Origin of the sequence: Pseudacidovorax intermedius, from assembly GCF_001476815.1 — a bacterium.
Lineage (GTDB): Bacteria > Pseudomonadota > Gammaproteobacteria > Burkholderiales > Burkholderiaceae_C > Xenophilus > Xenophilus intermedius_A.
Genome location: NZ_LDSL01000130.1, coordinates 1 through 26,251, shown reverse-complemented (window position 1 = coordinate 26,251; position 26,251 = coordinate 1). Strand labels below are relative to the sequence as shown.

The following is a 26,251-nucleotide window of genomic DNA, read 5'->3' as shown; positions in this document are numbered from 1 at the left end:
CTGGCCCCCATGACCGCCGACACCTTCCTCGCCCGCCATGCCGACGGCTGGCACCAGGCCTGGGCCGGCCTCGGCGCCCAGCCGCCGGCTGCGTTGCTGCCCCGGCTGTGCGCCGCCTACGCAGAGCCCCATCGCCACTACCACACGCTGCAGCACCTGAACGAATGCCTGACGCTGCTGGCCGAGCACTGCGGCCAGGCCGCCCACCCGCATGAGGTGGCGCTCGCGCTCTGGTTCCACGACGCGGTGTACGACGTGCAGGCCGCCGACAACGAAGCCCGCAGTGCCGACTGGGCCCGCGATGCGCTGCAGGCGGCCGGCGTGGCCGCGGCGGAGGCTGGACGGGTACATGCCCTCGTCATGGTCACCTGCCACGGCCGGCCGGAAGCCGCGCCGCCGATGGACGCCGACACCCGACTGCTGCTGGACATTGACCTCGCCATCCTGGGCGCGCCGGCCGGGCGCTATGCCGAGTACGAGCGGCAGATCCGCGCCGAATATGCCCACGTGCCCGCCGCGGTGTTCGAGCCCCGCCGCCGCCAGCTGATGGCCGGCTTCCTGGCCCGCACGCCGCTCTACCGCACCGCAGCCCTGCGGGCGCGACGCGAGGCGCAGGCCCGCATCAACCTGGCCGGCGCCCTCCGCTGAGCGCCACCGGCCCGCCGCGATGTGCGCGACGGCCTGTTGTCCCACTCGAACTTTGGTTCTCAACGGCCTGCGCGCGTACGCGGCCCACGGCATCCTCCTACATGGAAGTGAGCCATTTCTCACCAGGAACCCCGCCGATGAGCACGCCAGCCCCGTCTTCCCTCATGCCCGAACGGCCGCCCGAGCGCATCAGCGGCGACGTGGCCGCGGGGCTGTGCCCGTCGGAAGACGCCCTCGACGGCGTCGTCCGCACGCCGGCACGCCTGGCCCTCACGGCTGCCCTCGGCCTGCTCGACCGCGACGTGGACGAGGCCGTGCGCCATGCCGTCGCGCTCGTGCGGCGGCTCACCGGCGCCCCGGTGTCCTTCTTCGGCGCCGTCGGCCCGGAGGCGGACCACTACAAGGCCATCGAAGGGGCCGGCCCGCCGCTGGCCGACACGCGCGTCATCGCCGGCCGTACCTTCTGCCACTACACCCATGCGCTGGGCCGCACACTGGCCATCGAGGACACGCGCGCGGCCTCGCCCTGGCGCGACGTGCCCACGGTGCAGAGCCTGGGCGTGACCGCCTACCTGGGCGTACCGGTGCGCCATGGCGGCCACGTGGTGGGCAGCCTGTGCGCCATCGACATGCAGCCGCGCCGCTGGGGCGACAAGGAAATCGACCTGCTCGAGGCCATGGCCCAGTCCATCGAGCGCGAACTGGCGCTGCGCGCCGCGCTGCAGGCCGCCCGCGCCGACGCCGAGCGCCAGGCCGAGCTGGTGCTGCAGCGCGAGACGCTGGTGGCCAACGTGCTGCACGACCTCGCCACGCCCATGCTGTCGCTGCAGCTGAGCCTGGCGATGCTGCGCAAGCGCCATCCCGGCGAGGCCGAGGCGCTGGCCGGCCTGGGCCATGCCACCGAGATGCTGCGCGAACTGGTCAGCGGACTCAACGGCCGCCAGCTGGGTCGCGCCACGGCGAATGCACCCGATGCCGGGGGCAGCCTCCTGCCGGCCGGCATGGGCACGCCGGCCGGCGACGGTGCCTGGCCAGGCGCCGGGACCAGCGACACCTCGGTGCTGGACCTGGATGCCGTGCTGGTGGACGTGGCCCGCATGGTCGAGCCCATCGCCGCGCGCGACGGCCTGCGGCTGCACACCGTGCTGGCCAGCGGCGGCCAGGTGGCGGTGGGCCGGGGCGAGCTGCTGCGCGTGGCGGGCAACCTGCTCAACAACGCCATGAAGTTCAGCCGGCAGGGCGGCACCGTCACGCTGGCCAGCGGCCGCGACGCGCAGCCCGGCTGGGTCTGGATGTCGGTGCGCGACGAAGGCGTGGGCATGACGCCCGACGAGGTCGCCCGCTGCACCGAGCGCGGCTACAGCAACGGCAAGGGCCGGGCGCACAGCACGGGGCTGGGCCTGGCCATTGCGCAGCAATTCGCCAACGAGGGCGGCGGCGAACTGCGGGTGAACAGCCTGGTGGACGTGGGCACGGAGGTGCTGATCCGCTGGCCCGACCGGCGCCCGCGGCGAAGAAGTGCGGCGGCGCGCACGCGCCCGGCGGCGGGGCACGACGCCGGATCGGCCGCCTCCTGAACACAGGCTGCCATCGCCGGCGCGCTGGCGCCCGCGCGCAGCTCCGGCAACGATGGGGCCGCGATCAGGCCGCGTCGCTCAGGCTCGGTGCCGGCGCATGGGCCTGCATCCAGGCCGCCACCTGCGCCCGCTGCGCCTCCGACAGCCGCAGGCCCAGCTTTGAGCGGCGCCACAGCACGTCCTCGCCGGTGCGGGCCCATTCCTCGTCGCACAGGTAGCGCAGTTCGCGCTCGAACACGCCCGGTGCGACCTCCGCACCCAGGTCCTGCGGCCCGGCCGCATCGCCCAGCAGCAGTGCCACGCGCGTGCCGTAGGCGCGCGCCCAGCGGCGGGCCAGCGTCGCATCCAGCCAGGGATGGCGCCGCTGCAGTTCCACGACGAAGCGCTCGAACTGGTCCGCGGGCAAGGCGCGCCGGCCGGCCTCGTCCAGCCAGGTGCGCAGGTCGCCACCGGCGAGGGCCGCGCCCTCGGTCCAGGCCGGGCGCGGGTCGCGCAGCATCTGGCCGATGGCGTCGGCCGCGTCCTCGGCCAGCTTGCGGAAGGTGGTGATCTTGCCGCCCCACACCGACAGCAGCGGCGCGGCGTCGGTGTGGCGCTCCAGAAAATAGTCGCGGGTGACGGCCGAGGCATTGCCCGAGGCGTCGTCGAGCAGCGGGCGCACGCCGGAATACGTCCACACCACGTCGGCCGGCGTCACCGGCCGCTCGAAGTAGCGGCTCGCCTGCTCGCACAGGTAGTCGATCTCGCCCGGCGTGATGCGACCGGCGCGGGGGTCGCCGCCGTCCAGTTCCAGGTCGGTGGTGCCGATCAGCGTGAAGTCCTGCTGGTAGGGGATGGCGAAGATGATGCGCTGGTCGGGGTTCTGGAAGATGTAGGCATGGTCGTGCGCGAACAGCCGCGGCACGACGATGTGGCTGCCCTGCACCAGGCGCAGGCTGCGCGTGGCCAGCGACTCGCCGTGCGCGGGGCGGGCGGCGCCGCGCAGGAAGGACTCGGCCCAGGGGCCGGCGGCATTGACCAGCGCCCGCGCCCGCACGGCGCGCGACGCATGGCCGGCCGTCTCCAGCGTGCAGTTCCAGCCGTCGGCGCCGCGGCGCGCCTGCACGCAGCGCGCGCCGGTGAAGATGCGGGCGCCGCGCTCGCGCGCGTCGAGCGCGTTCAGCACCACGAGGCGCGCATCGTCCACCCAGCCATCCGAGTAGACGAAACCGCGCCGGTACTGCGGCTTGAGCGGCACGCCGGCCGGATGCTGGCGCAGGTCCACGCCATGGGAACCCGGCAGCACCTCGCGCCTGGCCAGGTGGTCGTAGAGGAAGAGGCCCAGCCGGATCATCCAGGCCGGCCGCATGGCCGGGTCGTGCGGCATGACGAAGCGCAGCGGCCACATGATGTGCGGCGCGCTCTTGAGCAGCACCTCGCGCTCGGCCAGCGCCTTGCGCACCAGCGAGAACTCGCGGTACTCCAGGTAGCGCAGCCCGCCGTGGATCAGCTTGGTGGAGGCCGAGGAGGTGTGCGCCGCCAGGTCGTCCTGCTCGCACAGCACCACGCTGTAGCCGCGTCCGGCCAGGTCGCGCGCGATGCCGCAGCCGTTGATGCCGCCGCCGACCACCAGCACGTCGCATTCGATGGCGTCGAGGTCGAAGCTCGCGCCTTGAGCATGTTCGGATTCGTTCATTTCGATTCCTTTTTGCGCGATTTTGCCGCATATTCTTGCCCTTATCATTTCGCTTGTTTTCGGATCGACGCGCGTGAACCACTCCAATCCTCGCCAGGTGACCTTGCTGGACACCGTCCGCGCCCGCGGCAGCGTGACCGTGGAGCAGCTGGCGGACGAATTGGGCGTGACGCTGCAGACGGTGCGCCGCGACGTGCAGCGCCTGGCGGACGCCGGCCTGCTGGCGCGCTTCCACGGCGGCGTGCGGGTGCCCGTGTCCACCATCGAGAACATCGCGCATCCGCAGCGGCAGATGCTCCATGCCGAGGCCAAGGCCCGCATCGCGCGCGCCGTGGCGGCGCAGGTGCCGCACGACTGCTCGCTGATCCTCAACATCGGCACCACGACCCAGGCCATCGCCCATGCCCTGCTGCGGCATCGCGGCCTGCGCGTGATCACCAACGACCTGCACGTGGCCCACATCCTGGCCAGCAACGCGGCCTGCGAGGTCACCGTGGCCGGCGGCACCGTGCGCGCCCGCGACCGCGCCGTCGTCGGCGAGGCCACCATGGATTTCATCCGCCAGTTCAAGGTCGACATTGCCCTCATCGGCTGCTCGGGCATCGAGCAGGACGGCACCGTGCGCGACTACGACCTGCGCGAGGTGAAGGTGGCGCAGGCCATCATCGGCCAGGGCCGCGAGGTGTGGCTGGCGGCCGATGCCAGCAAGTTCAACCGGCCGGCCATGGTGCAGGTGGCGCCGCTCGCGGCCATCGACCGGCTGTTCACCAACGCCGAGCCGCCGGCGCCCTTCCCCGCCCTGCTGGCGCAGGCGCAGGTGCGCTGCGACATCGCCTGACGGCACGGCGACACAATCCCACGACGGCTTCGCGCCACTCATCACGACGGAGACACCGATGGCATCCCGCACCGACTACCTGCTCGCCCTCGACCAGGGCACCTCCAGCTCGCGCAGCATCGTGTTCGACCGGGGCGGGCGCATCGTCGCCATGGCCCAGCGCGAGCTGCCGCAGATCTATCCGCAGCCCGGCTGGGTGGAGCACGACCCGATGGAGATCTGGCGCGGCCAGCTCGCCACCGCGCGCGACGCCCTGGCCAAGGCCGGCCTGCAGGCCACCGACGTGCGCGCCATCGGCATCACGAACCAGCGCGAGACCACCGTGCTGTGGCACCGCCGCACCGGCCAGCCGGTGCACCACGCCATCGTCTGGCAGGACCGCCGCGCCGAGCCGCTGTGCGCCGAACTGCGTGCGCGTGGCATGCAGGACGTGATCCAGCGCAAGACCGGCCTGGTCATCGACGCCTACTTCTCCGCCACCAAGCTGCGCTGGCTGCTGGACGAGGTGCCCGGCCTGCGCGCCCAGGCCGAGGCCGGCGACCTGGCCTTCGGCACCGTGGACAGCTGGCTGATCTGGCAGCTGACCGGCGGCCGGGTGCATGCGACGGACGTGACCAATGCGTCGCGGACCATGCTCTTCGACGTGCACCGCAACGCCTGGGACGACGAGTTGCTGGCCGCGCTCGACATTCCCGCCGCGCTGCTGCCGCAGGTGCAACCCTCCAGCAGCCTGTTCGGCGAGACGGATGCGGCCCTGCTGGGCGGCGCCCTGCCCATCGGCGGCGTCGCCGGCGACCAGCAGGCCGCCCTCTTCGGCCAGGCCTGCTTCAACGCCGGCATGGCCAAGAACACCTACGGCACCGGCTGCTTCCTGCTGATGCACACCGGCGAGCGCTTCCAGCCCTCGAGCAACGGGCTGGTGGTGACGAGCGCGGCGCAGCTGGCCTCGCCCTTCGCCGGCCCGGACAACGCATCGCGCGGCATCGAGATCCAGAACGGCTTGGCCGGCGCCGCGGCCCAGTACGCCATGGAAGGCAGCGTCTTCGTCGGTGGCGCCGTGGTGCAGTGGCTGCGCGACGGCCTGCAGGCCATCAAGGGCAGCGCCGAAGTCCAGGCCCTGGCCGAGAGCGTGCCCGATGCCGGCGGCGTGATGATGGTGCCGGCCTTCACCGGCCTGGGCGCGCCCTACTGGCATGCCGAGGCCCGCGGCACCATCACCGGCCTGACCCGCGGCACGACCGTGGCCCACATCGCCCGCGCCGCGCTGGAGAGCATCGCCTACCAGAGCGCCGCCCTGCTCGCCGCCATGAGCCTCGACGTGGAAGCCGCCGGCGGCACCCCCGTCGCCGAACTGCGCGTGGACGGCGGCGCCTGCGTCAACGACCTGCTGATGCAGTTCCAGGCGGACCTGCTGGGCATTCCGGTGGTCCGCCCTGCCGTGGTCGAGACCACGGCCCTGGGCGCCGCCTTCCTGGCGGGCCTGTCGAGCGGCGTCTACGCCGGCACCGACGAACTCTCGGCCCTGTGGAAGGCCGAGCGCCGCTTCCTGCCCACGCTCAGCAGAACGCAGGCCGAAGCGGCGATGCAACGTTGGGAACACGCCGTGCGGCAGGCGACGGCGGATTGAGCGAACGCCTCGAATCGGCGCGCCAGGGAGCGACGCAAATCAGTTGATCCAAGACCGTTCGGGCTGAGCCCGTCGAAGCCGGGACGCAAGCCCTTCGGCAGGCTCAGGGCGAACGGGCCAACGGCCTGCGATCGGCATCGGCGTCGGCGTCGGCGTCGGCGTCGGCGTGACTTTCAGTTCGTCGGCACCAAAAAGTCCTGGCTCACGCGCATCCCCAATTCGTTGATGCGGTCCAGGAACTGCGTCAGGTACGCATGCAGCCCGGTGGCGAGGATCTCGTCCACGCGGCCGTACTGCAGCTCGGCCAGCAGCTTGCCGGCGCGGCGCAGGGTCTCGGCGCTCTGGTCGTTGGCCACCTTGCTCAGGTTGTTGACCACCTCGACCAGGCTGGCGTGCAGCGAGCGCGGCATGTCTGCGCGCAGGATCAGCAACTCAGCCACGCGCTCCGGCTTGATCACGTTGCGGTAGACCTTGCGGTAGACCTCGAAGGCGGAGACGCTGCGCAGGATGGCGCTCCAGTGGTAGAAGTCGTACTCCTGGTGTTCCTCGGTGCCGCCGCCGAAGAACTCGCTGTTCATGGCGTGGAACTTCACGTCCACCAGCCGGGCCGTGTTGTCGGCACGTTCGAGGAAGGTGCCCAGGCGCAGGAAGTGGTAGGCCTCGTCCTGCAGCATGGTGCCCTGCGTGACGCCGCGCGACAGGTGCGAGCGGAACTTCACCCATTCGAAGAACTGGCCCGGGTCGCGTTCGAACTCGCCCTGGCGCAGCATGCGCACCACGTCCAGCCAGGTGGTGTTCTGCGTTTCCCACGACTCGGTGGTCAGCGCGCCGCGCACGGCGCGGGCGTTCTCGCGCGCAGCCTTGAGGCAGGACACGATGGAGGACGGATTGCTCTCGTCCTTCACCATGAACTCCATGACGCCCTCGGGCGTGATGGCGTCGTGCTTCTGGAAGTAGGCGGGCCGCAGTTCGCTGATGGACAGCACGCCCTGCCAGCCCAGCTGGGCCACTTCGGCCGACTGGGGCAGCAGGGAGGTCTGGTAGTTGACGTCGAGCATGCGCGCCGTGTTCTCGGCCCGCTCGGTGTAGCGCGACATCCAGTAGAGGTGGTCGGCGGTACGGGACAGCATGGGTCTTGTCTTTCTGGAATCGGGTGGTGCTGCCTCAGGCCGTGGGGGCCGAGTTCGTCGAGGACGTCTGCGACTGCGATTGCGTCTGCGACTGGCCGGTCTGCGTCTGCGACTGGCTCTGGCCGTTCTTGCCGGCGAAGCGGCGGTCGGACTCCAGCACCCAGGTGTCCTTGGTGCCGCCGCCCTGCGAGGAGTTGACGACCAGCGAGCCTTCCTTGAGCGCCACGCGCGTCAGGCCGCCGGGCACCATCTGCACCTCCTTGGCCGACAGCACGAAGGGCCGCAGGTCGATGTGGCGCGGCGCGATGCCGGCGTCCACGAAGGTGGGCGAGGACGACAGGCTCAGCGTGGGCTGCGCGATGTAGCCGTCGGGCTTGGCGCGCACCACCTCGCGGAACTCGTCGATCTCGGCCTTGGTGGAGGCCGGGCCGATCAGCATGCCGTAGCCGCCGGCGCCGTGCACTTCCTTGACGACCAGGTCTTCCATGTGCGCGAGCACGTAGTCCAGGTCGTCCTTGTTGCGGCACATCCAGGTGGGCACGTTCTTGAGGATGGGCTTCTCGCCGAGGTAGAACTCCACCATCTTCGGCACGTAGGGATAGATGGACTTGTCGTCCGCGATGCCCGTGCCCACGGCATTGCAGATGACCACATTGCCGGCCTTGTAGGCGCGCATCAGGCCGGCGCAGCCGAGCGTTGAATTGGGGCGGAAGACCTCGGGATCCAGGAAGTCGTCGTCCACCCGGCGGTAGATGACGTCGACCCGCTTCGGGCCGCGCGTGGTGCGCATGTAGACGAAGTCGTCCTTGACGAACAGGTCCTGGCCCTCGACCAGTTCCACGCCCATCTGCTGGGCCAGGAAGGCATGCTCGAAGTAGGCGCTGTTGTACATGCCGGGCGTGAGCACCACCACCGTGGGCTCGGCGGTGGCCGGCGGCGCACTGGCGCGCAGCGTCTCGAGCAGCAGGTCGGGATAGTGGGCCACCGGCGCCACGCGGTTCTGCGCAAACAGCTCGGGAAAGAGCCGCATCATCATCTTGCGGTTCTCGAGCATGTAGCTCACGCCACTGGGCACGCGCAGGTTGTCCTCGAGCACGTAGTACTCGCCCTTGCCGGCGCTGTCGGGCGCGCGGACGATGTCGATGCCGGCGATGTTGGAGTAGATGTCGTTGGGCACCGTCACGCCCATCATCTCGGGGCGGAACTGGGCGTTGCCCTGGATCTGCTCGGCCGGGACGATGCCGGCCTTGACGATCTCCTGGTCGTGGTAGATGTCGTGGATGAAGCGGTTGAGCGCCGTGACGCGCTGCACCAGCCCCTTCTCCATCGACGCCCATTCGTCGGCCGGGATGATGCGCGGCAGCAGGTCGAAGGGAATCAGGCGCTCGGTGCCCGAGCCGTCCTCGTCCTTGGCGCCGTACACGGCAAAGGTGATGCCGACCCGGCGGAAGATCATTTCCGCCTCTTCACGGCGCGAACGCATCACCTCGGGAGGTTGCTTCGCGAGCCATTGGTCGTATCGCTGGTAGTGCTGTCGGATCGCGGCCCCTTCGTAGGGGAGCCGCTCATACATTTCATCGAACTTGTGCATGGAACGACCAATCTCCTTGAGCCATAGCTTAGCAAGTTCAAGGCCATCTTCCGGGCCCATCGCAAGCAAAAGTTTTCATTCCTCACCGGCCGGCGGCGACGGGCGGTGGTGCCAGTAGCGCGCCGCGGCCTGCCGCTCGCACACCAGGGCGGCGGGCGCACGGCTGCGCCACTGCGCGGCACCGCAGACCGCCGACTCGTGCAGCGGAATGCCGAGCCGGCGGAAGCGCGCGCGCACCTCCGGCGCCGGATGGCCGAAGGGATTGCGCCAGCCGTTCTGCGCCACGGCCACGGCGGGCCGCACCGCGCGCAGCCAGGGCTCGGCGGACGAACTGCGGCTGCCGTGGTGGGCCACCAGCAGCAGGTCGGCCCGCAGCGCTTCGCCGTGGTCAGCAACGAGTTGCAGTTCCTGCGGCTGCTCGATGTCGCCGGTCAGCAGCGCGCTCGCCCGGCCGTTGCCGATGCGCAGCACGCAGGAGGTGGCGTTGTGCGGGGCGAGGGGCCGGGCGTCCTCCGGCGCGGGATGCAGCACCTCGAAGTCCACGCCGTCCCACTGCCAGCGAAGGCCGCGCGCGCAGGGCGGCCCGGCCTCGCCCACGGCCGGATGGGCGGCGCGCACGGCGGCGGCGCCGCCGGTGTGGTCGGCATCGCGGTGGCTGAGCAGCAGGCGGTCGAGCCGCAGGCCCTGTGCCCGCAGCAGCGGCACCAGCACGCGCGTGCCGGCGTCCGCGCGTGCGCCGTAGCGCGGGCCGGCATCGAAGAGCAGCACATGGCCGGCGGTGCGCACGATCACCGCGCCGCCCTGCCCCACGTCGGCGGCCAGCACCTCGAACTCGCCCGCCGCCACCGGCTCGGCCCGCCACAGCAGCACCGGCAGCAGCAGCGGCAGGCCCATCAGCCGCCAGGCCAGCGGCCCGGGCGCGGCCATCAGCGCGCCGCCGGCCACGCCTGCTGCTGCCGCCCACAGCGGCGGTGCGGCGGCGCTGAAGGTGGCACCGGGCATCTGTGCCGCCCAGGCCAGCCCACCGCGCAGCGCCTCCACCACGAAGGCCGCGGCGTCCCAGGCCGGCGGCAGCACGATGCCGAGCATGCCCAGCGGCGTGACGACCAGCGTGACGACCGGAATGGCCAGCAGGTTGGCCGCCAGCCCCACCAGCGAGACCTGCTGGAACAGCAGCAGCCCGAGCGGTGCCAGCGCCAGCGTGACCACCATCTGCTCCCGCAGCAGTCGCCGCACGGCCCCGCCGCGCTTGCTGGCCGCGGCACCGGCGAGCGGGCCGGCGTCGGTGGCGAACAGCGCCGCGACGGCCACGAAGCTCAGCCAGAAGCCCGCCTGCAGCAGCCCCCACGGGTCGAGCGCCACCACCAGCGCCAGCACCACCAGCCAGGCGACCGGCCACGGCCAGCGCCGCGCCGACAGCCGCAGCAACACGGCCACCGCCAGCATCCACACGGTGCGCTGCGAGGGCAGTCCCCAGCCGCTGAAGCCGGCATAGAGCGCCGCCAGCAGCAGCCCGCCGACCAGGCCGGCATGGGGGGCCGGCCAGCGCAGCATCAGCCGCGGGCTCAGCCGCCAGAGCCGGCCGACGACGGCGGCGGCCAGCCACGCGAACATGGTCACGTGCAGGCCCGAGATGCTCATCAGGTGGGCCACGCCGGTGGCGCGGAACACCTCCCAGTCGGCGGGGGCGATGGCGGACTGGTCGCCGGTCACCAGGGCGGCCACGACACGGCCGGCGCTGCTGCCGTCGGTGCGGGCCAGGATGCGGTCGCGCACCCATTCGCTGGCGCGTTCCAGCGGCAGCGCCCAGAAGTCGGGTCGGGCCAGTCGCTCGGGCGCGGGCGAGGCACGCACGGTGCCGGTGGCCTGGATGTCCTGTTCGTACAGCCACAGCTCGTAGTCGAAGCCGTGGGGATTGAGGTTGCCGTGCGGCGCCCGCAGGCGCACCGCCAGGCGCCAGCGCTCGCCGGCGTGCGGCGCTTCGGCAGCGGGCACGGCCTCGGGCCAGAACAGCATCGCCCGGCCCGGCAGGCCGGCGGCGCCGTCCAGGTCGAAGGCGAAGCGCAGGCCGCCGTCGCGGTGCTGGGGCATGCGGTCGATGCGGCCTTCGACGACGATCTCGCGGCCTTCCAGCGCCGGTGCCAGCGCGTCGTGCGCCCGCAGACCGGCCCGCGCGCCGGTCTGGCCGGCGCCGAGCAGCAGGCCGACCAGCATGGCCAGCACGAGGCCCGGCATCCGGTGGCGGCCCGCGGCCAGTCCTGCGCACGGCCAGAGCAGCAGGCCCGCGATCAGGCTGGCCGCGTAGATGCCCGCCGGCCACAGCGCCGCCTGCTGCAGCTGCAGCGCCACGCCGGCCACCGAGCCGGCCAGCGCGGCCAGCACGCCACCCCAGCCGGCGCCGCGCCATGCCCTCGTCACGACGCGCGGGCATGCTGCGTCCGGCGCCCTCGTCTCGCCTGTGTTCAAGCTGTTGTTTCCCCCTGAATGGCGCAGCCGAAGGGGCGGCCGATGGCGCAGTCCTTGCTTCCTTCTCGGCTAGCATGCGCCCCCGGGCCCGTCATCGCTGAACGCGCGCCGTCACCAGAATAAGCCCAAACCACCGAGCCACATGTCGATCCACGCCGCCCTCCATCACGTCACACGCTACAAGTACGACCGGCCCGTCCAGCTGGGCCCGCAGGTCGTGCGGCTGCGCCCCGCGCCGCACTGCCGCAGCAACGTGATCTCGTATTCGCTGCGCGTCGAGCCGGCCGAGCATTTCGTCAACTGGCAGCAGGACCCGTTCGCCAACTACCAGGCGCGGCTGGTCTTTCCCAAGAAGACCACCGAGTTCACCGTGACGGTGGACCTCGTGGTCGAGATGGCGGTCTACAACCCCTTCGACTTCTTCCTCGAACCGCACGCGGAGACGGTTCCCTTCAAGTACACGCCGGCCCAGGCGGAGGAGCTGGCGCCCTACCTCGTGACCGAGCCGGTCACGCCGCTGGTGGCGGCCTACCTCGAAAAGGTCGACCGCCGCGAGCAGCGCACCATCGACTTCCTGGTCCAGCTCAACCAGCAGGTGCAGCAGGACGTCAAGTACCTGATCCGCATGGAACCGGGCGTGCAGACGCCCGAGGAGACGCTCGAGAAGGCCAGCGGCTCCTGCCGCGACTCCGGCTGGCTGCTGGTGCAGCTGATGCGCCACCTGGGCCTGGCGGCGCGCTTCGTGTCGGGCTACCTGATCCAGCTCACGCCCGACGTCAAGTCGCTCGACGGTCCGAGCGGCACCGAGGTCGACTTCACCGACCTGCATGCCTGGTGCGAGGTCTACCTGCCCGGCGCCGGCTGGATCGGCCTGGACGCCACCTCGGGCCTGCTGGCCGGCGAGGGCCACATCCCGCTGGCCTGCACGCCCAGCCCGTCGAGTGCCGCGCCCATCGAGGGCCTGGTCGACGAGGCCGAGGTCGAGTTCGACCACGAGATGGTGGTCAGCCGCATCTACGAATCGCCGCGCGTCACCAAGCCCTACACCGACGACCAGTGGGCCGACGTCCTGGCCCTGGGCGACGCGGTCGATGCCCGCCTGGCCGCCGGCGACGTGCGCCTGACCATGGGCGGCGAGCCCACCTACGTGGCCAACAGCGACCGCGACGCCGCCGAATGGAACACCGACGCGCTCGGCCCCACCAAGCGCGGCTACGCCACCGAGCTGGTCGACCGCCTGCGTGCCGAATACGGCGAGGGCGGCTTCCTGCACTTCGGCCAGGGCAAGTGGTACCCGGGCGAGCAGTTGCCGCGCTGGGCGCTGTCGATCTTCTGGCGCGCCGACGGCCAGCCGATCTGGCACAACCCGGCCCTGTTCGCCGACGAGCGCCAGCCCGCCAGCTACACCAGCGCCGACGCCGACCGCTTCACCCGCACCCTGGCCGGCAAGCTCGGCCTGTCCGAGCGCTTCATCCAGCCGGGCTACGAAGACGTCTACTACTACCTCTGGCGCGAGCGCCGCCTGCCGGTCAACGTCGACCCCTTCGAGTCCAAGCTGGACGACGAACTGGAGCGCGCCCGCCTGCGCCGCGTGTTCACGCAGAAGCTCGACGCCGTGATCGGCTACGTGCTGCCGCTGGAGCCCTCGTCCAACGCCAGCGGCAATCCTCAGCTGGCCGGCGCCGGCTGGAAGACCGGCCCCTGGTTCATGCGCGACGACCGCCTGTACCTCGTGCCCGGCGACTCGCCCATGGGCTACCGCCTGCCGCTGGATTCGCAGCCCTGGGTGGCCAAGGGCCAGTACCCCTTCCTGATCGACCGCGACCCCCACGGCCCGCAGGATGCCCTGCCCGCCGCCGCCGACCTGCGCGCCCGCTATGCGGCCGCCTGGGGCCAGGGCGTGGGCACGGGTGACGTCCCCTACGGCCAGGCCATGCCCAGCGCTGCGTCGGCCACCGTGCGTCTGCAGCCACCGGGCGCGGCCGGCACGACCGGCGACGACGTGGCCCCCGGCGACGGCAGCGCCCGCCATGTGGCGGACGGCGCCAACGTGCGCTTCCCCTCGCGCGGCGAATCCGCCCACTGGATCACCCGCACCGCGCTGTGCGTGGAAGCGCGCGACCCGCGCCGCGCCAACGGCCCGGCCGCCGAGAAGGTCGGCAATGCCTCGGGCGTGCTCTACGTCTTCATGCCGCCGCTGGCCTTCCTGGAGGACTACCTCGACCTGCTCGCGGCCGTCGAGTCCACAGCCGAGGAGCTGGGCATGCAGATCGTGCTGGAAGGCTACCCGCCGCCGCGCGACGCCCGCCTCAAGCTGCTGCAGGTGACGCCCGACCCGGGCGTGATCGAGGTCAACATCCACCCCGCGCACAACTGGGGCGAGCTGGTCCAGCACACCGAGTTCCTCTACGACGCGGCCTTCCAGACGCGCCTGACGGCCGAGAAGTTCATGACCGACGGCCGCCACACCGGCACCGGCGGCGGCAACCACTTCGTGCTGGGCGGCGCCACGCCGGCCGACAGCCCCTTCCTGCGCCGGCCCGAGCTGCTGGCCAGCCTGGTGCTGTACTGGCACAACCATCCCTCGCTGTCGTACCTGTTCTCGGGCATGTTCATCGGCCCGACCAGCCAGGCGCCGCGCGTGGACGAGGCCCGCAACGACCAGCTCTACGAGCTGGAGATCGCCATCAAGGAGATCGTGCGCAACCGCGAGCTCTACGGCCAGGGCATGCCGCCGTGGCTGGTGGACCGCACGCTGCGCAACATCCTGATCGACGTCACCGGCAACACGCACCGCAGCGAGTTCTGCATCGACAAGCTCTACTCGCCCGACGGTCCCACCGGCCGCCTGGGCCTGCTGGAGCTGCGCGCCTTCGAGATGCCGCCCCATGCCCGCATGAGCATCGTGCAGCAGCTGCTGCTGCGCGCGCTCATCGCCCGCTTCTGGGACACGCCCTACCAGGCGCCGGCCACCCGTTGGGGCACCGAGCTGCACGACCGCTTCCTGCTGCCCACCTTCGTGAAGATGGATTTCGACGACGTGATCGCCGAGATGCGCCAGGCCGGCTTCGCCTTCGAGGCGGAATGGTTCGCGCCGCATTTCGAGTTCCGCTTCCCGCTCGTGGGCGAGGTGCAGGCCATGGGCGTCGAGCTGTCGCTGCGCAATGCGCTGGAGCCCTGGCACGTGATGGGCGAGCAGGGCGCCATCGGCGGCACGGTGCGCTACGTGGATTCTTCGCTGGAGCGGGTCGAGGTGCGTGTCACCGGCCTCAACCAGAGCCGCTATGCCGTCACCGTCAACGGCAAGGTGCTGCCGCTGCAGCCCACCGGCGTGGCCGGCGAGTACGTGGCGGGCGTGCGCTACAAGGCCTGGAATCCGCCGTCGTCGCTGCACCCGACCATCCATCCGCACGCGCCGCTCACCTTCGACATCGTCGACACCTGGATGAAGCGCTCGCTGGGCGGCTGCCAGTACCACGTCGCCCACCCGGGCGGACGCAACTACACCACCTTCCCGGTCAACGCCTACGAGGCCGAGAGCCGGCGCCTGGCGCGCTTCTCGCGCATGGGCCACACGCCCGGCGTGCTGCGCACGCCGCCGGCCAACATCGAGGTGGTGGGCAGCCGCGAGTTCCCGTTCACGCTGGACCTGCGGCGGTGAAGCCACTGGCCGCGCCCGGGCGCCACCGGTGCCAGGTGCAGCGGCCAGGGCACGGCACAGGTCGCCCGCCGGCCGCGCGGGTTGTGCAATCGTTCACGGTCGGCGCCGGGTCTTCGGGCCTCTGCCGGATGGCCATGAATCCGATGTGACAATCCGCCGGCTGTGGACCCGCTGAACGACTCCCTCTTCGACGCCCAGGCCGCGGAATCGCCGGCCGCCTTCGCCGCCGCCCTGGCGCCGTCGGCGCAGCCTGGCCATTTCGACGAGCTGCGCGGCCTCGCCAGCCCGGCCGTGGCGCCGGCGGCCCCGGCTGCGCCCGCCGCGCCGGTGCTGGCCGACGCCAGCCTGCCCGCGCCCGATATCGATGAAGGACCCGCGCCCGCCGCGGCACCCGCCGGCCCGCTCACGCCCGCCTGGACGCAGTTCTTCGAGGAACTGGGCCCCGAGGGCTTCGCCGACCTGCCTCGCCGCGCCCTGAGCCTGGAGCGGCAGATCCGCGACAACGGCGTCACCTACAACGTCTATGCCGACGCCGACGGCCAGCAGCGGCCCTGGTCGCTGGACCTGTTCCCGCTGATCGTGCCGCCCGCCAGCTGGGCGCAGATCGAGACCGGCGTGCTGCAGCGCGTGCGCATCCTCGACCGCGTGATGGCCGACGTCTACGGCCCGCAGGCGCTGCTGCGCGAGGGCCTGCTGCCCGCCGCCCTGGTGCGTGGCCATCCCGGCTACCTGCGCCAGATGCACGGCGTGCAGCCGCCCGGCGACACCTGGCTGCGCATCGCCGCCTTCGACCTGGCGCGCGGGCCGGACGGCAACTGGTGGGTGGTCTCCCAGCGCACCCAGGCGCCCTCGGGCCTGGGCTACCTGCTGGAGAACCGGCTGGCCGTGTCGCGCCAGTTCCCGCAGGCCTTCGAGTCGCTGCAGGTGCAGCGCCTGGCCGCCACCTACACCGCCATGATGGAAGGCCTGCAGCGCATGTGCCCGGCCGGCGCGCCGCCGCACATCGCGCTGCTCACGCCCGGCCCCTACAACGAGACCTACTTCGAGCATGCCTACCTGGCGCGCTACCTGGGCGTGACGCTGGTCGAGGGCAACGACCTCACCGTGCGCGACGAGCGCCTGTACCTCAAGACGCTGCAGGGCCTGCGGCCGGTGCACGGGCTCATCAAGCGGCTGGACGATCCCTTCCTCGACCCGCTGGAGCTGCGGCCCGACTCCACCCTGGGCGTGCCCGGCCTGCTGCAGGTGATCCGCGCGGGCAACCTGCTGGTGGCCAACATGCCGGGCTCGGCCTTCCTCGAATCGCCGGCGCTGCTGGGCTTTCTGCCGGCCCTGGCCTGCCGGCTGATCGGCGAGGAACTGGCCCTGCCCGCCCTGCCCACCTGGTGGTGCGGCGAGCGCGCCGCCATGGAGGCCGCGCTGCCCCGGCTGGGCGAATGCGCCATCAAGCCTACCTACACGGGCTCGGACATCCATCCCAGCTTCGAGGCCGTGCTCGGCACCCGGCTGGACCGCCGCGCGCTCGACGAATGGGCCGGCCGCATCCTGCGCCAGAGCGATGCCCATACCGTGCAGAGCTACCTGCCGCTGGCGCAGATGCCCACCTGGTCGCAGGAACTCGGCCCCGGCCGCATCGCGCCCAAGGCCGTGCTGCTGCGCGTGTTCGCCGTCAACGACGGGCCGCAGAGCTGGCGCGTGCTGCCCGGCGGCCTGGCGCGGCTGGCGGGGCCCGATGCGCAGATCGCCTCCATGCAGCGTGGCGGCAGCAGCGCCGACGTGTGGGTGCAGACCCCGGGCGAGGTGGATCGCAGCACCCGCCTGGCGCCGCAGGCCACGCCGGCCTCGCTGCAGCGCCACCGCGCGCCCGTCACCAGCCGCGCGGCCGAGAACATGTACTGGCTGGGCCGCTACACCGAGCGGGCCGAGAACACGCTGCGCCTGGCGCGCCTGACGCTCGAGAACCTCAGCGGCGAGGACCAGTTCTCCCGTCCGCTGGTGGCCTGGCTGCACGAGATGGCGCTGCGCAATTCGCTGGTGCCGCGCGAGGTGCCCGGCCTCGCGCGTCCGCAGGAAGGCGCGCGCGCGGCCCACAGCCGGCGCCTGTTCGAGCGCGCGCTCATCGCCCAGCTCGGCGACACGCAGAACGGGCGCAGCGTGGGCTTCAACCTGCGCTGCCTGCGCGAGGCGGCCCAGGCCGTGCGCGAGCGGCTGTCGCAGGAGCACTGGAACCACATCGTGCGCGCCGAGGCCGACCTCGTGCGCCGCAGCCAGGAGCAGGCAGGCGAGAGCGGCGAGGGCCGCTATGCCGTCGGCGCCATGCTGCGCACGCTGGAGGCCACCAGCGCGATGCTCAGCGCCATCACCGGCGCGCAGACCGACCGCATGACGCGCGACGACGCCTGGCGGCTGCTGTCCATCGGCCGCCACATCGAGCGCCTGTCCTTCCTGGCCAATGCGCTGGCGGCCGGCTTCGAGCACGGCAGCGTGCACGAGGCCAGCGGCTTCGAGGCCGTGGTCGGCCTGTTCGACAGCACCATCACCTTCCATGCCCGCTACCAGCAGCGGCGCGACGTGGCCTCGCTGGTGGACCTGCTGGTGCTCGACGGCGACAACCCGCGCTCGCTGGCCTGGGTGGCGCACACGCTGCGCAAGCGCATCGCCAAGCTGGCCGGCAGCGCGCCCGACCGCCTCACGGCGCTCTCGCACGAGCTGCCCGATCCGGACCACTGGTCGCTGGAGACGCTGTGCGCGCCCGGCGAGGACGGCCGCTATGCCGCCCTGATGCAGACGCTCAACCGCTGCGCCAGCGCCGCCTACCACGTGTCCGACGCCATCGGCGTGCGCTACTTCACCCTCACCTTCGAGACCGTGCGGTCCGTCGGCGTCTGAGAGGCCAGCACGCCCCATGCTGCTGCACGTCACCCACGAAACCTGCTACGACTACGCGCCGGCGGTGCAGACCGCCCAGCATCTGGCCCACCTGCGCCCGCGCGAGCTGCCCTGGCAGGCGGTGCTGGACCACCGGCTCGCCATCTCGCCCGAGCCCGCGCACCGACGCGAGTCGGACGACCTGTACGGCAACCGCCGCACCTTCTTCGCTTTCGAATCCACGCACGAACAGCTGGTGGTGACGGCCCGCAGCCTGGTGCGCACCGCCGTGCCCGACGCGCCCGCCGCGGCGCTGGCGGCCATCGCCTGGGAGCCGGTGCGCGAGCGCTTCCGCTACCGCGCCGGCCGGCACGACGACCCGGCCTCCGACTTCGTCTTCCCCTCGCGCCACGTGCCGCAGCACGACGACTTCGTCGCCTATGCCCGCACCAGCTTCGGCGCCGGCCGGCCGCTGTTCGAGGCGGCCATGGACCTGACGCTGCGCATCTACCGCGACTTCGACTACGACAGCGGCAGCACCGAGATCAGCACGCCCGCCGTCACCGCGCTGGCGCAACGCCGCGGCGTGTGCCAGGACTTCGCCCACATCATGATTGCCTGCTGCCGCGCCCTGGGCCTGCCGGCGCGCTACGTCAGCGGCTACCTGCTGACGCAGCCGCCGCCCGGCCAGCCGCGGCTGGTGGGCGCCGATGCCTCGCACGCCTGGGTCGAGGTCTACCTGCCCGGCCCGGGCGACGAGGCCGGCGTGCCGGCCGCCGGGGTCGGCGAATGGGTGGGCTTCGACCCCACCAACGGCCGCCAGCCGGGCGAGGACTATGTCGTGCTGGCCATGGGCCGCGACTTCGCCGACGTGTCGCCGATGCGCGGCGTGCTGCACGGCGGCGCGCGCCACGTGCTGGACGTGGGCGTCACCGTCCAGCCCTTCGACGAGCTGCCCGCCGCGCAGCGCGAGCGCCTGGCACCGGCCCTGGTGCCGGCCGACGGCGCGCCGGTGCCCGGCCCGGGCCGCTCCGGCGCCATGCCGGACAATCGCTGATCCGCCGCCGCCCTCCGGCGGCTGCCGGCGGCGCGCCCCGCGCCGCCGCTTCTTTTCACCCTCTCACGAACGACTTCGGAAAGCCTTCCATGTCCATCCAAGCCAAGCTCCAGCAACTCGGCATCGAACTGCCGCCCGTGGCCGTGCCCGCCGCCGCCTACGTGCCCTTCGTGCGCACCGGCAACCTGGTGTTCCTGTCCGGCCACATCGCCAAGAAGGACGGCAAGGTCTGGGTCGGCCAGCTGGGCGTGAACCTGGGCACCGACGAAGGCAAGCAGGCCGCGCGCGCCGTCGCCATCGACCTGCTGGGCACCCTCCAGGCCGCCCTGGGCGACCTGGAGCGCGTGCGCCGCATCGTCAAGGTGATGAGCCTGGTCAATTCCGCCCCCACCTTCACCGAGCAGCACCTGGTGACCAACGGCGCCAGCGAGCTGTTCGCCGAGGTCTTCGGCGAGCGCGGCGCCCATGCCCGCAGCGCCTTCGGCGTGGCGCAGATCCCCATGGGCGCCTGCGTCGAGATCGAACTCGTCGCCGAAGTGGACTGAGCCCATGCACGCGCCCACCCGCGTTCTGGCCCTGGCCGCCATGGCCGTCCTCGCGGCGAATCTCGCCGCCTGCGCCGCGCCCGAGGAAGGCCCGCCGCCCGTGGCCCCGGTGCCGCTGGCGCCGCCCCCGCCGCGCATCGTCGGCAACGACGGCGACCCGCTGGCCACCGAGGGGCCGGCCAGCTGCAAGCCCTCCACCGGCTACATCTGGTGCGACAGCGCCAGGCGCTGCGTGCGGCCTTGGGAGCTGGCACGCGAGAAGGGCTTCCCCAACACGCTCGAAGGCTTCCAGGCCTTCTGCCGCCCCGCCCCCAAGTAAATGAGTCATTTCACCGACGACGACACCGGCCGCGGCTGGCTGCAGGGCGCCATGCGCCGCATCGAGGCCGACTACCAGCGCAGCGCCGACACCCACCTGATCCCGCTGCCGCTGCCCGCCTTCGAATGCGCGGGCATCGACCTCTACCTCAAGGACGAATCGACCCACCCGACCGGCAGCCTCAAGCACCGGCTGGCGCGCTCGCTGTTCCTGCATGCGCTGGTCAACGGCTGGGTGCGCGAGGGCACGACCATCATCGAGGCCTCCAGCGGCTCCACCGCCGTGAGCGAGGCCTACTTCGCCCGCCTGCTGGGCCTGCCCTTCGTGGCCGTGATGCCGCGCAGCACCTCGGCCGAGAAGGTGGCGCAGATCGCCTTCTACGGCGGGCGCTGCCATTTCGTGGACCATGCCTGGGAGGTTTACGAGGAAGCGGAAGACCTGGCCCGCGAATGCGGCGGCCACTACATGGACCAGTTCACCTACGCCGAGCGGGCGACCGACTGGCGCGGCAACAACAACATCGCCGAGAGCATGTTCCAGCAGATGGGCGAGGAACGGCATCCGGTGCCGGCCTGGATCGTGGTGGGCGCCGGCACGGGCGGCACCAGCGCCACCATCGGCCGCTACCTGCGCTTCCGCGGCCATCCGACGCAACTGGCGGTGGTGGACCCGGAAGGCTCGGCCTTCGCCGAATTCCACGCCACCGGCGACTGGGACTGCGAGGGCGATGGCTCGCGCATCGAAGGCATCGGCCGCCCGCGCGTGGAGCCCAGCTTCATTCCCAGCGTGGTCGACCGCATGATCCCGATGCCGGACGTGGCCTCCATCGCCGGCATGCGGGTGCTGTCGACCCTGCTCGGCCGCAAGGTGGGCCCGTCGACCGGCACCAACTTCGTCGGCATGCTGGCGCTGGCGCACGAGATGCGCGAGCAGGGCCGGCGCGGCTCGGTGCTGTCGCTGCTGTGCGACGCGGGCGAGCGCTACCTGGGCACGTACCACGACGCGCGCTGGGTGGACGAGCGCTTCGGCGATTGCGCCGAGGCGGTGCGCGGCATCGAGGCGGCGTTGAACGGCTGAACGAAGGGGGCATGCGCCATCGGCGATCATGCGCCGATGCCGCCCGCCCTCTTGCCGCACTTCGCCCTTGCCGCGCCGCCGCTGCGCCGCCGGCGGCTGCTCGGCGCCCTGGCGGCCGGCCTGTTGCCTGCGCTGCCGGCCCTGGCGCTGGCGCCGCGCACGCTCCGGTTCCCGCGCGACCACGGCAGCCACCCCGAACTGCGCACCGAATGGTGGTACGCCACCGGCCGGCTCGAGGCCGAGGATGGCGCCGTCTTCGGCTTCCAGCTCACCTTTTTCCGCTCGCGGGTGGACGGCACCCAGGCCCTGCGCTCGGCCTTCGCCGCCAGGCAACTCATCTTTGCGCATGCCGCCCTGAGCGACCTGCGGGCCGGCCGGCTGCACCACGACCAGCGCATCGCCCGCGCCGGCTTCGGCATCGCCGAGGCGGCCGAGGACGACGCGCGGGTGCGGCTGCGCGACTGGTCCCTGCGCCGCGATGCGGCCAGCGGCGCCTACGCGGCCGAGGCGCCGGGCGCCGACTTCGGGCTCTCGCTGCGGCTCGCACCCACCCAGCCGCCGCTGCTGCAGGGCCAGGCCGGCCTGTCGCGCAAGGGGCCCGATGCCAGCCAGGCCAGCTACTACTACAGCCAGCCGCAGCTGGCGGTGCAGGGCCGCATCGCCGTCGCCGGCCAGCCGCCGCGCCCCGTGCGCGGCCGCGCCTGGCTGGACCACGAATGGAGCGAGGCCCTGATGCATCCCGAGGCCGTCGGCTGGGACTGGATCGGCATGAACCTGGACGACGGCGCGGCCCTCACCGCCTTCCGCCTGCGCCGCGCGGACGGCAGCGCGCTGTGGGCCGGCGGCTCCTGGCGCGCGGCGGGCGATGCGCCGGTGCAGGCCTTCGGCGCCGACACCGTTCGCTTCACGCCGCGGCGCCGCTGGACCAGCCCGGCCTCCCGCGCCACCTATCCCGTCGCCTGGACGGTGGAGACGCCCGCGGGCCGCTTCGAGGTCGCCAGCCTGCTCGACGACCAGGAGCTGGACAGCCGCGGTTCCACCGGCGCCATCTACTGGGAAGGCCTGAGCGAACTGCGCGACGCCCAGGGACGGCGGCTGGGCGCCGGCTACCTGGAGATGACGGGCTACGCCCAGGCCCTGCGGCTCTGAGCTGGCCGCGCACCGGCCCGCCCCGCGCCTGCGGTAGCGCGCTTTAAGTCGAAGGTATGCACACCCCCGGTCGACCCGCGTCGCCCGGCCCGCGCCCGTTACAACCCCGTCGCAAATAGCGCTTCAGAAACGCGCCGATCCGACGAAATAAGGCTTAACGAAATGTAAGCAGTGTTTCGCCAGCCGGGGAGGCCGCCGCCGCCCGACCGGGGCCGGCGCGGTGCCGAAGGCCCGCTTGTTCAACGACATACCAAGACCGCCGCATGCGGCGACAGGGGTGCACATGAAGATACTCATCGCAGACGACAGCCGGGCCATGCGCATGGTGGTGGCCCACGCCATCCGCCAGGCCGGATTCCGCGGCCACGAGACGATGGAGGCGCCCGATGGCGCCAAGGCCCTGGAGCTGGCCACCAGCGAACACTTCGGCCTGATCATCTCGGACTGGAACATGCCCAACATGACCGGCATCGAGTTCCTGCAGAAGCTGCGCGAGGCCGAAATCGACACGCCCTTCGGCTTCGTGACCACGGAAGTCAGCAGCGAGATGCGCCAGCAGGCGACCGCCCTGGGCGCCAAGTTCGTGATCGGCAAGCCTTTCTCGCCCGAGGACTTCGAGAAGGCCCTGGGCCCGATCCTCGACTGACAAGAAGAACCGAGGAGACGCCATGCTGCCCACCGCCATCGAAATCGAACGCCATCTGCACAAGCTGGTGCACCGCGAGGTGAGCTGTGCCGCCAAGCCGCCCAAGAGCCCCATCAAGCCGGTCGCCGCGGGCCTGTACCACGGCGGCGACGGCCGCGTGATCGCCGCCTGCGCGGCCGACCTGCCGCTGGCCGCATGCCTGGGCGCCTGCCTGTCGATCATGCCCTCCGAGGTGGCGCAGGATGCGATCCGCGCCGGCCGCCTGGACGAGATCCTGGCCGAGAACTTCGCCGAGGTGCTCAACGTCATCTCGCGCCTGTTCACCCGGCCGCTGGACGGCCGCGTGGCGCTGCTCAAGGCCATCGTCGACCCGGCCGCCGTGCCGGGCGAACTGGCGCCGCTGGCCACCGGCACCAAGCAGGCCCTGTTCTCGGTGGAGATCGAGGGCTACGGCAGCGGCATGTTCTCGCTCTGGGCGGTGGCATGACGCAACCGGCGCCGACCGACCTGGACACGGACGGCCTGGCGTCGCAACTGCAGGCGAACGCGGCCGAGCTGGCCCAGCTGCGCACCGACCTGGATGCCACCCTGTCCGTGCTGCGGGAGGACTTCATGTCGCTGATGGCCCTGGCGCCCGCCGGGCTGGACGACGGCCGCGTGACGCGCACCCTGGTCGCCCTGCAGTCCGAGGACACGCTGGGCCAGCGGCTCACCGCCCTGTCGCTGCAGCAGGGCCGGCTGGCCTGCCGCCTGCGCGCCGGCCGGCCCGGCACGGCCGCCGCCCCCTCCGAATCGAATGCTTGACAACAGGTCTGCCATGTCCCTGAACAATCTCTCCACCGGCCGCCGGCTGTGGCTCGCCTTCATCCTGGTGCTGCTGATCACGGCACTGATCTCGGTCGTCTCGCTGCTGCGCATGGGCCAGCTGCGCGACGCGCTGGACTACGGCGCGGAGGTGGTCACGCCGCGCGTGCAGGCCGCCAACCAGTGGGCCGACGAGATCCACACCGAGGTGCTGCTGGCCGAGGCCTTCATCCACACCAACGACCCCAACTACGAGCGCAACGTGGTCGCCGAGATCAACGGCGCCAAGGAGCGCGCGGCGCAGGCGGTGCGGGCGCTGTCGGGCATCAACGACGACCCGGCGGTGCGCCAGGCGCTGGACAAGGCCGAGGCCCGCCGCGCCGAGTTCCTGCCCTTCCTGAACAACATGCTGGCCGCGCGCGCTTCCGGCCGCGACCTGCCCGAGGAGCAGGAAAAGCGCCTGCAGGCGCTGGGCGGCAGCTACACCGAGGCGGTGGGCGAGGTGCAGCGCGTCATCACCAGCAGTGCCGCCACCGGCCGCAGCGAACTGGTCGGCCTGCTGACGCAGAGCAAGTGGCTGATCGTGGCCGGCGCCCTGCTGGCGCTGGGCATCGGCACGGCGGCGGCGGTGGTCGTCACCCGCTCCATCACCGGCCCGGCCCACAAGGCGGCGATGGTGGCCCAGGCGGTCTCCACCGGCGACCTGACGCGCGAGGTGCAGGCCACCGGCCGCGACGAGATGGCCCAGCTGCTGGGCAGCCTGTCGCAGATGCGCCTGCGCCTGGTGGAGGTGGTGGGCGAGGTGCGCCGCAATGCCGACGGCCTGGCCGTCACCAGCCGCGAGATCGCCGCCGGCAGCGGCGACCTGGCCTCGCGCACCGAGCAGCAGGCCTCGGCCCTGCAGCAGACCGCCGCCTCGATGGAGGAACTCAACACCACGGTGAGCCAGAACGCCGAGCATGCCCGCCGCCTGCACGACCTGGCCCAGCAGGCCACGGGCGTGGCCCAGTCGGCCGGCGCGCTGGTGGCGCGCGTGGTGGAGACCATGCACACCATCGACGACAGCTCCAAGCGCATCTCGGACATCATTGCCGTGATCGACGGCATCGCCTTCCAGACCAACATCCTGGCGCTCAACGCCGCCGTCGAGGCGGCGCGTGCCGGCGAGCAGGGCCGCGGTTTCGCCGTGGTGGCCGCCGAAGTGCGCCAGCTGGCCCAGCGCTCGTCGCAGGCCGCCAAGGAGATCAAGGACCTGATCACCGCCAGCGTGCAGCGCGTGCGCCAGGGCTCGGCGCTGGTCGACCAGGCCGGCCAGACCATGGAGCAGGTGGTCAGCGCGATCCAGGGCGTCTCGCAGATCACCCACGAGATCACCACCGCCAGCAAGGAGCAGAGCGTGGGCGTGGCCCAGGTCAGCGAAGCCGTGACGCAGATGGACCAGACCACGCAGCAGAACGCCGCCATGGTCGAGCAGCTGTCGGCCGCCGCCGCCGGCCTGCAGGACCAGGCCGAGCAGCTGGTGCGCAGCGTGTCCACCTTCCGCCTGAGCGCGAACGACAGCGCCGCCGCGGCCCATGCCATGCCCGCGCCCGACATGCTGGCCGCCCGGGCGCACGTGGCGCAGGCGCAGCCGGCCATGGTCTCGCATGCCCATTCGCACGCGCACATGGCCGGCGCAGGCGCCGCCCCGCGCACGCCGCGCCTGGCGCCCGCCGGCGGCGGTGCACTGCAGGAAGGCTGGGAATCGTTCTGAGCCACGCCGCCCCACCCATGCAAGCCATGACCAAGACCATCATGACGGTGGACGACTCGCCGTCCATCCGCCAGATGCTGACCGTGACCCTGCGCCTGGGCGGCTACAGCGTGCGCGCCGCCGTCGACGGCGAGGACGCCCTCCAGCAGCTGAGCCAGGACGCCACGGTGGACCTGGTGCTGACCGACCAGAACATGCCCAACATGGACGGCCTGACGCTCACGCGCGAGCTGCGCGCCAAGCCGGAGCATGCCGGCATGCCGATCCTGATGCTCACCACCGAATCCAGCGCCGAGATGAAGGCCCTGGGCCGCGCCGCCGGCCTGTCGGGCTGGATGGTCAAGCCCTTCGAGCCGCAGACGCTGCTGTCGGTGGTGGAGCGGCTCCTCAACACCCCCCGCTGACGCGCTGACGCACGTCCCGACTGCCATGGACCTGGACCTGAGCGAATTCGTCGCCCTCTTCGTCGAAGAGGCGCGCGAGCACCTGTCGGCGCTCGAAGGCGAGCTGCTGTCGATCGACATCGCGGCGCCCGGGGCCGAGGCGCTAAACGCCGTGTTCCGCGCCGCGCATTCCATCAAGGGCGGCGCGGCCACTTTCGGCCTGAACGACGTGATCGGCCTGGCCCACGTCATGGAGTCGCTGCTGGACCAGATGCGCCGCGGCGAGCGCCCGCTGAACCAGCAGGCGGTGGACGTGCTGCTGCAGGCCGCCGACGTGCTGCGCGACCAGATCGACGCCACGCAGGGCGGCGCCGCCGTGGACGCGGACCGCGTGGCGGCCATGCATGCGCAGCTGACGGCGCTGCAGGCCGGCGACG

At 72.0% G+C, this 26,251-nt stretch carries 21 protein-coding genes; 17 read left to right on the top strand and 4 right to left on the bottom strand.

Going from position 1 to position 26,251, the window contains the following annotated elements:
* The first annotated feature begins 9 nt into the window (after positions 1 to 9).
* Both NS331_RS19120 and NS331_RS19115 read left to right on the top strand, forming a co-directional pair.
* Positions 10 to 648 (top strand): HD domain-containing protein, encoded by a 639-nt coding sequence (locus NS331_RS19120; RefSeq protein WP_058643547.1) that lies wholly within the window; start codon positions 10 to 12, stop codon positions 646 to 648.
* Positions 649 to 785: 137 nt separating this feature from the next.
* Positions 786 to 2,225: a sensor histidine kinase gene (locus NS331_RS19115; protein WP_193758155.1), complete on the top strand. Its 1,440-nt coding sequence runs from the start codon at positions 786 to 788 to the stop codon at positions 2,223 to 2,225.
* Between the two features lie 64 nt (positions 2,226 to 2,289).
* On the opposite strand, the gene glpD is transcribed toward NS331_RS19115, so the two are convergent.
* A complete protein-coding gene (glpD, locus tag NS331_RS19110; RefSeq protein ID WP_058643545.1) occupies positions 2,290 to 3,900 on the bottom strand; it encodes a glycerol-3-phosphate dehydrogenase in 1,611 nt (536 codons plus the stop codon).
* Positions 3,901 to 3,973: 73 nt separating this feature from the next.
* On the opposite strand from glpD, the gene NS331_RS19105 reads away from it, so the two are divergent.
* Together NS331_RS19105 and glpK are read left to right on the top strand one after the other, a co-directional pair.
* Positions 3,974 to 4,738: a DeoR/GlpR family DNA-binding transcription regulator gene (locus NS331_RS19105; protein WP_058643544.1), complete on the top strand. Its 765-nt coding sequence runs from the start codon at positions 3,974 to 3,976 to the stop codon at positions 4,736 to 4,738.
* A gap of 58 nt (positions 4,739 to 4,796) precedes the next feature.
* Positions 4,797 to 6,365, top strand: a complete 1,569-nt coding sequence (gene glpK, locus NS331_RS19100; protein ID WP_058643543.1) for a glycerol kinase GlpK — start codon at positions 4,797 to 4,799, stop codon at positions 6,363 to 6,365.
* Positions 6,366 to 6,538: 173 nt separating this feature from the next.
* Here the strand turns inward: glpK and NS331_RS19095 are convergent, their stop codons facing one another.
* From NS331_RS19095 to NS331_RS19085, 3 genes are all read right to left on the bottom strand, one after another.
* Positions 6,539 to 7,495, bottom strand: coding sequence for an alpha-E domain-containing protein (locus NS331_RS19095; RefSeq protein ID WP_017761237.1), 957 nt, complete (start codon positions 7,493 to 7,495; stop codon positions 6,539 to 6,541).
* A gap of 34 nt (positions 7,496 to 7,529) precedes the next feature.
* Positions 7,530 to 9,086 carry a circularly permuted type 2 ATP-grasp protein gene (locus tag NS331_RS19090; RefSeq protein ID WP_058643542.1) on the bottom strand — a complete coding sequence of 519 codons (1,557 nt, stop codon included), beginning with the start codon at positions 9,084 to 9,086 and terminating at the stop codon, positions 7,530 to 7,532.
* A 75-nt stretch (positions 9,087 to 9,161) separates the two neighbouring features.
* Entirely contained in the window at positions 9,162 to 11,504 is a 2,343-nt protein-coding gene (locus NS331_RS19085) for a ComEC/Rec2 family competence protein (RefSeq protein WP_242873821.1), read from the bottom strand.
* A gap of 190 nt (positions 11,505 to 11,694) precedes the next feature.
* Between NS331_RS19085 and NS331_RS19080 the strand changes: the two genes are divergently transcribed.
* The 13 genes from NS331_RS19080 to NS331_RS19020 all read left to right on the top strand — a co-directional run.
* Positions 11,695 to 15,213, top strand: a complete 3,519-nt coding sequence (locus NS331_RS19080; protein ID WP_058643540.1) for a transglutaminase family protein — start codon at positions 11,695 to 11,697, stop codon at positions 15,211 to 15,213.
* A 162-nt stretch (positions 15,214 to 15,375) separates the two neighbouring features.
* Positions 15,376 to 18,102: a circularly permuted type 2 ATP-grasp protein gene (locus tag NS331_RS19075; protein WP_058643539.1), complete on the top strand. Its 2,727-nt coding sequence runs from the start codon at positions 15,376 to 15,378 to the stop codon at positions 18,100 to 18,102.
* Between the two features lie 16 nt (positions 18,103 to 18,118).
* Positions 18,119 to 19,138, top strand: a complete 1,020-nt coding sequence (locus NS331_RS19070; RefSeq protein ID WP_058643538.1) for a transglutaminase family protein — start codon at positions 18,119 to 18,121, stop codon at positions 19,136 to 19,138.
* An 89-nt stretch (positions 19,139 to 19,227) separates the two neighbouring features.
* Complete coding sequence (locus NS331_RS19065; protein ID WP_058643537.1) at positions 19,228 to 19,683, top strand: RidA family protein; 456 nt, start codon at positions 19,228 to 19,230, stop codon at positions 19,681 to 19,683.
* A 4-nt stretch (positions 19,684 to 19,687) separates the two neighbouring features.
* Positions 19,688 to 20,002, top strand: a complete 315-nt coding sequence (locus tag NS331_RS19060; protein ID WP_058643536.1) for a hypothetical protein — start codon at positions 19,688 to 19,690, stop codon at positions 20,000 to 20,002.
* On the top strand, positions 20,003 to 21,079 hold the full coding sequence (locus tag NS331_RS19055) for a PLP-dependent cysteine synthase family protein (protein ID WP_058643535.1): 1,077 nt from the start codon (positions 20,003 to 20,005) through the stop codon (positions 21,077 to 21,079).
* Positions 21,080 to 21,115: 36 nt separating this feature from the next.
* Positions 21,116 to 22,228: a lipocalin-like domain-containing protein gene (locus NS331_RS19050; protein ID WP_058643534.1), complete on the top strand. Its 1,113-nt coding sequence runs from the start codon at positions 21,116 to 21,118 to the stop codon at positions 22,226 to 22,228.
* Positions 22,229 to 22,511: 283 nt separating this feature from the next.
* Positions 22,512 to 22,874, top strand: coding sequence for a response regulator (locus NS331_RS19045; RefSeq protein WP_058643533.1), 363 nt, complete (start codon positions 22,512 to 22,514; stop codon positions 22,872 to 22,874).
* 22 nt (positions 22,875 to 22,896) lie between these two features.
* Positions 22,897 to 23,361 (top strand): hypothetical protein, encoded by a 465-nt coding sequence (locus tag NS331_RS19040; protein WP_058643532.1) that lies wholly within the window; start codon positions 22,897 to 22,899, stop codon positions 23,359 to 23,361.
* Entirely contained in the window at positions 23,358 to 23,678 is a 321-nt protein-coding gene (locus NS331_RS19035; RefSeq protein ID WP_058643531.1) for a hypothetical protein, read from the top strand. Before NS331_RS19040 ends, NS331_RS19035 begins: the two co-directional genes overlap by 4 nt.
* Positions 23,679 to 23,691: 13 nt before the next feature.
* Positions 23,692 to 25,431: a methyl-accepting chemotaxis protein gene (locus NS331_RS19030; protein ID WP_058643530.1), complete on the top strand. Its 1,740-nt coding sequence runs from the start codon at positions 23,692 to 23,694 to the stop codon at positions 25,429 to 25,431.
* A 26-nt stretch (positions 25,432 to 25,457) separates the two neighbouring features.
* Complete coding sequence (locus NS331_RS19025) at positions 25,458 to 25,835, top strand: response regulator (RefSeq protein WP_058643529.1); 378 nt, start codon at positions 25,458 to 25,460, stop codon at positions 25,833 to 25,835.
* 25 nt (positions 25,836 to 25,860) lie between these two features.
* On the top strand, positions 25,861 to 26,251 hold a 391-nt coding region (locus tag NS331_RS19020), incomplete at its 3' end, for an Hpt domain-containing protein (RefSeq protein ID WP_193758154.1).

Bases quoted from the DNA above. Each gene is read 5' to 3' on its own strand.
- NS331_RS19120 (WP_058643547.1), top strand. From the start codon at position 10: ATGACCGCCGACACCTTCCTCGCCCGCCATGCCGACGGCTGGCACCAG.
- NS331_RS19115 (WP_193758155.1), top strand. From the start codon at position 786: ATGAGCACGCCAGCCCCGTCTTCCCTCATGCCCGAACGGCCGCCCGAG.
- glpD (WP_058643545.1), bottom strand. From the start codon at position 3,900: ATGAACGAATCCGAACATGCTCAAGGCGCGAGCTTCGACCTCGACGCC.
- glpK (WP_058643543.1), top strand. From the start codon at position 4,797: ATGGCATCCCGCACCGACTACCTGCTCGCCCTCGACCAGGGCACCTCC.
- NS331_RS19095 (WP_017761237.1), bottom strand. From the start codon at position 7,495: ATGCTGTCCCGTACCGCCGACCACCTCTACTGGATGTCGCGCTACACC.
- NS331_RS19090 (WP_058643542.1), bottom strand. From the start codon at position 9,086: ATGCACAAGTTCGATGAAATGTATGAGCGGCTCCCCTACGAAGGGGCC.
- NS331_RS19080 (WP_058643540.1), top strand. From the start codon at position 11,695: ATGTCGATCCACGCCGCCCTCCATCACGTCACACGCTACAAGTACGAC.
- NS331_RS19070 (WP_058643538.1), top strand. From the start codon at position 18,119: ATGCTGCTGCACGTCACCCACGAAACCTGCTACGACTACGCGCCGGCG.
- NS331_RS19065 (WP_058643537.1), top strand. From the start codon at position 19,228: ATGTCCATCCAAGCCAAGCTCCAGCAACTCGGCATCGAACTGCCGCCC.
- NS331_RS19060 (WP_058643536.1), top strand. From the start codon at position 19,688: ATGCACGCGCCCACCCGCGTTCTGGCCCTGGCCGCCATGGCCGTCCTC.
- NS331_RS19055 (WP_058643535.1), top strand. From the start codon at position 20,003: ATGAGTCATTTCACCGACGACGACACCGGCCGCGGCTGGCTGCAGGGC.
- NS331_RS19050 (WP_058643534.1), top strand. From the start codon at position 21,116: ATGCCGCCCGCCCTCTTGCCGCACTTCGCCCTTGCCGCGCCGCCGCTG.
- NS331_RS19045 (WP_058643533.1), top strand. From the start codon at position 22,512: ATGAAGATACTCATCGCAGACGACAGCCGGGCCATGCGCATGGTGGTG.
- NS331_RS19040 (WP_058643532.1), top strand. From the start codon at position 22,897: ATGCTGCCCACCGCCATCGAAATCGAACGCCATCTGCACAAGCTGGTG.
- NS331_RS19035 (WP_058643531.1), top strand. From the start codon at position 23,358: ATGACGCAACCGGCGCCGACCGACCTGGACACGGACGGCCTGGCGTCG.
- NS331_RS19030 (WP_058643530.1), top strand. From the start codon at position 23,692: ATGTCCCTGAACAATCTCTCCACCGGCCGCCGGCTGTGGCTCGCCTTC.
- NS331_RS19025 (WP_058643529.1), top strand. From the start codon at position 25,458: ATGACCAAGACCATCATGACGGTGGACGACTCGCCGTCCATCCGCCAG.